Annotated in this window: 8 protein-coding genes and 1 tRNA gene; 4 read left to right on the top strand and 5 right to left on the bottom strand. The window is 59.6% G+C overall.

Going from position 1 to position 5,828, the window contains the following annotated elements; genetic code table 11:
* Positions 1 to 586: hypothetical protein (locus tag JNL55_RS26240; RefSeq protein ID WP_293861421.1), on the bottom strand; the 586-nt coding region annotated here is incomplete at its 3' end.
* 105 nt (positions 587 to 691) lie between these two features.
* Complete coding sequence (locus JNL55_RS26235; protein ID WP_293861418.1) at positions 692 to 1,222, bottom strand: Ig-like domain repeat protein; 531 nt, start codon at positions 1,220 to 1,222, stop codon at positions 692 to 694.
* Between the two features lie 732 nt (positions 1,223 to 1,954).
* Here JNL55_RS26235 and JNL55_RS26230 point away from each other — a divergent pair.
* The 3 genes from JNL55_RS26230 (at position 1,955) to JNL55_RS26220 (ending at position 2,987) form a co-directional block, all read left to right on the top strand.
* Positions 1,955 to 2,347, top strand: a complete 393-nt coding sequence (locus JNL55_RS26230) for a hypothetical protein (protein ID WP_293861415.1) — start codon at positions 1,955 to 1,957, stop codon at positions 2,345 to 2,347.
* A gap of 97 nt (positions 2,348 to 2,444) precedes the next feature.
* Entirely contained in the window at positions 2,445 to 2,591 is a 147-nt protein-coding gene (locus tag JNL55_RS26225) for a hypothetical protein (RefSeq protein ID WP_293861412.1), read from the top strand.
* 63 nt (positions 2,592 to 2,654) lie between these two features.
* Entirely contained in the window at positions 2,655 to 2,987 is a 333-nt protein-coding gene (locus tag JNL55_RS26220) for a hypothetical protein (RefSeq protein ID WP_293861409.1), read from the top strand.
* Positions 2,988 to 3,196: 209 nt separating this feature from the next.
* Here JNL55_RS26220 and JNL55_RS26215 read toward each other — a convergent pair whose 3' ends face one another.
* Positions 3,197 to 3,859 carry a hypothetical protein gene (locus tag JNL55_RS26215; protein ID WP_293861406.1) on the bottom strand — a complete coding sequence of 221 codons (663 nt, stop codon included), beginning with the start codon at positions 3,857 to 3,859 and terminating at the stop codon, positions 3,197 to 3,199.
* A gap of 451 nt (positions 3,860 to 4,310) precedes the next feature.
* Positions 4,311 to 4,387: transfer RNA gene (locus JNL55_RS26210), tRNA-Arg, on the bottom strand.
* 241 nt (positions 4,388 to 4,628) lie between these two features.
* On the opposite strand from JNL55_RS26210, the gene JNL55_RS26205 reads away from it, so the two are divergent.
* Positions 4,629 to 5,138 carry a c-type cytochrome gene (locus JNL55_RS26205; protein ID WP_293861404.1) on the top strand — a complete coding sequence of 170 codons (510 nt, stop codon included), beginning with the start codon at positions 4,629 to 4,631 and terminating at the stop codon, positions 5,136 to 5,138.
* Positions 5,139 to 5,182: 44 nt separating this feature from the next.
* On the opposite strand, the gene JNL55_RS26200 is transcribed toward JNL55_RS26205, so the two are convergent.
* On the bottom strand, positions 5,183 to 5,828 hold a 646-nt coding region (locus JNL55_RS26200), incomplete at its 5' end, for a BTAD domain-containing putative transcriptional regulator (protein WP_293861401.1).

Below are 5,828 nucleotides of genomic sequence, written 5' to 3'. Positions count from 1 at the left end.
GCAGCAGTTGAACGCTGTTCGCAGAGTTGTAAGCGTAGTGGAGCGTGACCTTCTCACCGGATGGCCGCACGATCTCGGTTGCGTAGAACCTGCTCCCGCTGTATCCGGAGACGGAGCTGCTGAAGAATACGGTCGTTCCGTCGCGATCGGTAAAACGATAGCCGCCTGTCTCCTGGACGAGCGTTGACCCATTACGGGACGCAGGCTGGTAGACCCCGGAAATGAGATCGAAGGCCTGCGATCGGCTGCCCATAGATGCTTGGGACTTAGTGCCACCTGGCTCATGCAACCACATCTCATATGCATGGCGCCAGAACCCACCAACAGCCCCCATCCAATAGCGCTCATGCGTCAACCCGACATCACCAGCCCCTATCGAGACCCCAGGCTCGACGAAGAATAATTGCCCCGAGATCATGTCGACCCCGTTGGCGTCGACGCTGGCACGCGCTGGCGACGGCCCTGGCACCGTCTGCGCGCCTGCCACCCGCATGGCTCCAAAGAGCATCAGCGCGAGCACGCACGCCATCAACCTGCGCGCCACATGCATTCCTTCACCGAGAGAGAATCCATAGCCCGACATCATTATTTGTCCCTTGATCTCAGCAATCCTGTAGATGCAACTCGCCGAATGCGCGCTCGCGCACCTACGGGCGGTTACCCCACGCCGCAGCAGAAGCCTGGGAGGACTTCAGTTCAGCAGCAGCTCCAGCACGGCAGGCAGCCAGCGAAGATCCTTAACGCTGAGCGTAAAGGTATAGCTGGTCGGCGCGTTCGTTCCGTCACCGCTGTAGCTCACGGTGATGACGTGAGTGCCGGGTGACAGACCCTCGAGAAAGACACTCGCCTGATTGGCGTACACGAAAGCGGAACCTAGAAAGACATTGTTTTCGTAGAACGTGACGGTGCCACCTGCGGACCCGCTGCCGGCGAGGTTCACGCCGACCGATACTCCGTACCAGGAAACATTGGCGACACTGCTGACCGGCGAAATGGTCACCGAACTGCCACTCGTGGCGCCGCTAGATTGGAAGCCGAGGCGATTGCCGGCAGCGTCGTATTGATAGTCCCGCTGAACCCCACTGCCGGGCCCACTCGAGTTGACCACCTTTTTGAGGCGACCCAACGCATCGTATGTGTAGGTCAGCGAGTCAGCCGCATGCGCTCCATTAATCGCGCAGACGAAGACCACCAGGGCAAGCGCCCGTCGTGCGTTATCCATTAATCCCTCGCACACGTTATCCAAATCGCAGGCACAAAGTTGAAAGCGCGCACACTTGCGCACTCAGGTAGCAGTGACTAAGTCGTCCGGACGTCAGGGAGGCGCGGTTAACGCCAGCGCTACGGCGCTATCGCCAGCGCAGGTGTGCGCAACTATTTTGCTGAGATATTTGGGAAAGAAAGCTTCCCTGCCTGACCGCGCAATGCCTTTAAGCACTATCGTCTTCCCTGCTCTGGTATTTCGATTCTTCTTGATTCGTGCAATGAAAGTTGCCGCGAGCACGTGGCTATGTCAACGGGCGGTGGCCATATTCAGGGTTTCCATCAAAGCAGGCCAGTGCAACGCTGTGTTGATTACGTACGCAACGGGCAGACTCAAGACTGACAAACACATGCCGCTGATCACGTTGATAGAACGCAGAGAAAAGCCGCAGCGGATTCGTCCGAACCCTGAATTGAGTTCTGCGCTTCACTCAAGCCGTTGACAAACATTTTCTCGGAATGCAATCTGAATTAAGAAACGGGTCATGGATGGCGCACTAACAAGATTACATCTCTCCTCCACCGCGAAACCCCAAAGCATTACGGAGCGACGGCTACCGTAACGCTCGGGCTTGGCTACGTCGCAGTCACGGATGTCCAGACAATTCCGGTTCGATGCTTTACGTGGCCCTATCGAGGTAATGGCAGCTAGATGCGATCGAGCTACTGCTCGACATGCAGGATCAAGTTAGTGCTGATCATGATCCGGACTGATCGATCCACCTCCAGTTCTCACGAGGAGCACATGAAAGCGCGCATAAAACTGGCGTGTTTAGCCGCCGCCTTGGTCGCAGTAGTCCCCGCTTGGTCCAGCACCGCATATCAAGGCCAGTTGCAGGACATGCATTTCATGTCGAGTGGGATTGTTCTTATTTCTACAACCGGCAGTCGAACCACTGCACCGAGCTGCTCCACCGTCGCCGGTCGATTCGCCTTCGATTCAACGACCGCCGGTGGCCGCACAATGCTGGCAGGGCTGATAGCCGCCGAAGCAGCCGATCGGTCCGTGGTGATTGTCGGCAACGGCACCTGCAGTGCCTACGCGGACAGCGAGACCATTAGTTACTTCTATGTTGTTGGGTAATCAACCGGGAAAGGATCATATCCGCTTGAGGGATACAACCAACAACGCGATCTCCAGCGGGTCACCATCGGGTAGCTGTTCGAATGCATTCGCCGTCGTGAGCCTGGACGATGCGTATTTGAAGAACTTCATCTATCCGCTCATCTTGATGGCGCAAGCGGCCGACGCAACGTTCACTCTGCGAACCAACGGTTGTCTCGGCCAGTATCCAATGATTGTTGGAGCGGATTGCCCGCCGCGTTAACGCACGCTTGAGCTGCGTGAGTCATTAATTTATTTCGTCACTACGCTGTGATACGAGGAACGTATGCGTCGCCTAGCTTTGCTTGCTCTGGTCTTTGGCTATACATCATCGGCATTGGCCGGCTCTGTGACCAGCACGGTCGCGAGTATCCGTGTCGACGCTGACGGCAAAGGCATGATTTTTTTCAACCAGGCCATCAGCGGAACGCTCAGCTGCCGGGACTCTGGGTACGCCAGCGCGCTGTCCTTCGACTCAACGACAGCTGGCGGCAAGAGCATCCTCGCGACCGCATTGGCAGCGAAGGCATCCGGAGCCACTCTGTCCGCTGTCGGCACTGCTGCCTGCAACGTCTACGGCAACTGGGTGGAAGGCTTGTCGTACATGCACATCCTGTAGCGGCGCGCATCCTCGTTGCACAGCGCGTGACGGGCGGTCATGATCTCAAGCTGGATATTGCAATGCTGCACCTTGCCGCGCGCAAGCGACAAGCAAGCACCGATAACCTCAGCGCCGGTTATTTCTTTTGGGTCTGAAGAAACAGTAGATTGCGAGCTTTCAAGTCGCTGCAGTTGGTCGGTGCTGTGCGCCCATGGTCAGATCTCCACTCAGTCGAAGCTGCGCCAGGAGACCACGCCAAGACGAGCACCAACGCTGCGCAACGCCATCGCGGCAACAGGCACAAAGGACCACCCTGGAATCGCGAGGACAAATGTTTCAATGTCCTCGCAAGACCCGCCGAGTCCGTTACAAATCGAGGGCAATAAAATAGTGCCGGCAAACCAACCTATCGTGAGCAGGATCGCGAGCGTGAGTTGATATCCCGATCGTCGAAACCCGGCTCGAAAGGGCGGCATCACCAATACAGCCGCGCCGACTACCACCACCGTCGCTTGAGCGAGTTTCTGCAGTATGAGCGATCTGGAGGCGACATCTTCATAGTGGATCCAAACCATTGCGGCCAACGCCCAGGCAACCAGGAGAGCCACGATCAGCGCCAGAACGATCCCAAGCTGTAAGCGCCGACGGTGATCGGGTTTGGCGGACCTGGGCACCTCATCCAGTTTCTCGCGCGTCGCCGCGTCGATGCGCTGATGGAACGGCCAAATACCCCATCGCATGGTTGCAAGCACAATGGTGCCGGCGATCACCATAACGAGCGTGATCACTCGCTCGCCTGCGGGAAAGTAGATTGCAACGACGTTGATAAAGATCAACGCCGCCATCGCAATCGCCCACAGTTGCAGGAACCGCCGCAGCCAATGTCTCATGAATGCAATGCCTAACCGCTTGGAATGAATGCACTGGGTGGGCCTACACTCATCCGGATGCACTCTCACGGACTGAGTAGATCAGCAGCCCACTCGCTATCGGGCCCGCTGTAGTGCTGCTCTCAACATCATCGACTCCAGCCAGGCATAACGAATTCGCGGCAAATCCTCTCGCTGCTAACGTGCGCGGCATGGATCTCATCCGACGCAGCCGCTCATGGCTTCGGCTGCGCTTCCTGGATGGCGCGCAGTTTCTTTAACCGCGATCAAATCTTTATCGCGCCCCATGGCTTGCTTGGCTTGGCTTGGCTCGTATCAGACCGTCAACTGAGAGCACGCGGCAGCGTCGTCCGAACAACTCGATTTCGATCGAAGCAGCTCGCACGGCTTCGAACTCGCCGACACCTTGATGGTGCCAGCGCGGCGCTCTTGGCGGAACCGGCCTGAAGATTGGCGCGCCCGAGAGGATTCGAACCTCTGACCCCTGCCTTCGGAGGGCAGTACTCTATCCAGCTGAGCTACGGGCGCGTTGCGGGGCACGGAGTGTAGCAGCGCCGCCCTGAACCGTGTGCCCGGGAGTCGACCGGCAGGGGGCCCCGAGAAGGGGGCGCGAATCATAGCCGCAGCGGGCGCCGGGCCCAAGAGCGGGTCGGGAATGGGCGGTTCTTCAGGGAGTTAGACTGCTGAGTTTCTCGGTGAGGGCGACGCGGCTATACTGCGCGCCGTTTTGCCATGTGGCTTTTCCGCCCTGTAGCCTGTTGGAGCCGAAGTGAGCGCCGAGCACGATAAGAAGTTCTTTGACACCTTCATGCTGGTTCTCGGCATTTTGATCGGCATCGCGGTGGTTCTTTATTTCCTGGCCAGGAACGTGGCCTCGAATACCCAGGAACAGCATGTGATCACCGACCCGGCCAACCAGACCGTGGTGGCCGAGCGCATTGCGCCGGTGGCCAAGGTGGCGATTGCCGGTCAGGACAACTCGGCGCTGGCGCCGGTTCAGGCCGCGGCGGCAGCGCCGGCGGCGGAACTGGGCGGCGAGGAAGTGTTCAACATGGCCTGCATGGCCTGTCACGGGGCCGGCGTCGCCGGTGCGCCGAAGTTTGGCGACAAGGCCGCCTGGGGCCCGCGCATTGCCAAGGGCATCGAAACCCTGCACAAGCATTCGATCGAGGGCTTCCAGGGCGCGGCTGGCTTCATGCCGCCGAAGGGTGGTCGCGTGGATCTGGCGGACAAGTCGATCCTGAATGCCGTCGACTTCATGGTCGCCGGCTCCAAGTAGTCCCAAGCTTTCAAGGTCGCTGCCTCCCGGCAGCGACCTTGGCCTCAGCGCAAGTCCTTGACCTTGGCCCGGTATTCGACCACCGGGTCGCCGTAGGGGCTATCGTCTTCCAGCGCCAACCGCAGCGCCTGTTCATAGGCCTGTAGCGCCTCTTCCCGCCGACCCAACTTCTCCAAGGCAGCGCCCACGGCTCGCTGCGGACCCGGGAGGTATGGGTACTCGCGCGCGTTCCGCCGAAGCACCTCGAGCGCTTCTTCCGACTTGCCCTGCCCCACCAGGCCCTGCGCAGCGCCAGCCAACGCGGCGACGGTGGGCGCAACCGGGAAGCCGAAGCGCTTCGACAATCCAGCGTAATGAGCCTCGACCTCGGCCAGTGACGGCGCCGGCGAGTCCTTCTTCGGCTCCGGCATCCGCCACCCGGAGAACAACCACTCCAGGCCGTCATACAGCGCTCGATGCGGCGTGCTCATGTGATCGTCGCCCGGGTAATAACGATGGGTCCAACGCAGGCCCGGCGGCGGTTTGCGAGTCAAAGCCTTCACCAGCTTCTCGGTGCTGACGCGAATGTTCTCCTCGTTGTCGGCCCAGCTGAGGAACAAGGCCGGCGGCGCCGACTGAGCGCGAATACCCGCCTCGGTTTGCGCGACCAACGCTTCGCCGTCGTACCAGAGCGAGGGGCTGATGGCGATG

This window comes from Steroidobacter sp., from assembly GCF_016790065.1.
In the GTDB taxonomy this organism is placed as follows: Bacteria; Pseudomonadota; Gammaproteobacteria; order Steroidobacterales; family Steroidobacteraceae; genus Steroidobacter.
The sequence above is the reverse complement of the archived record's forward strand: the minus strand, read 5'-3'. Positions and strand labels throughout refer to the sequence as shown.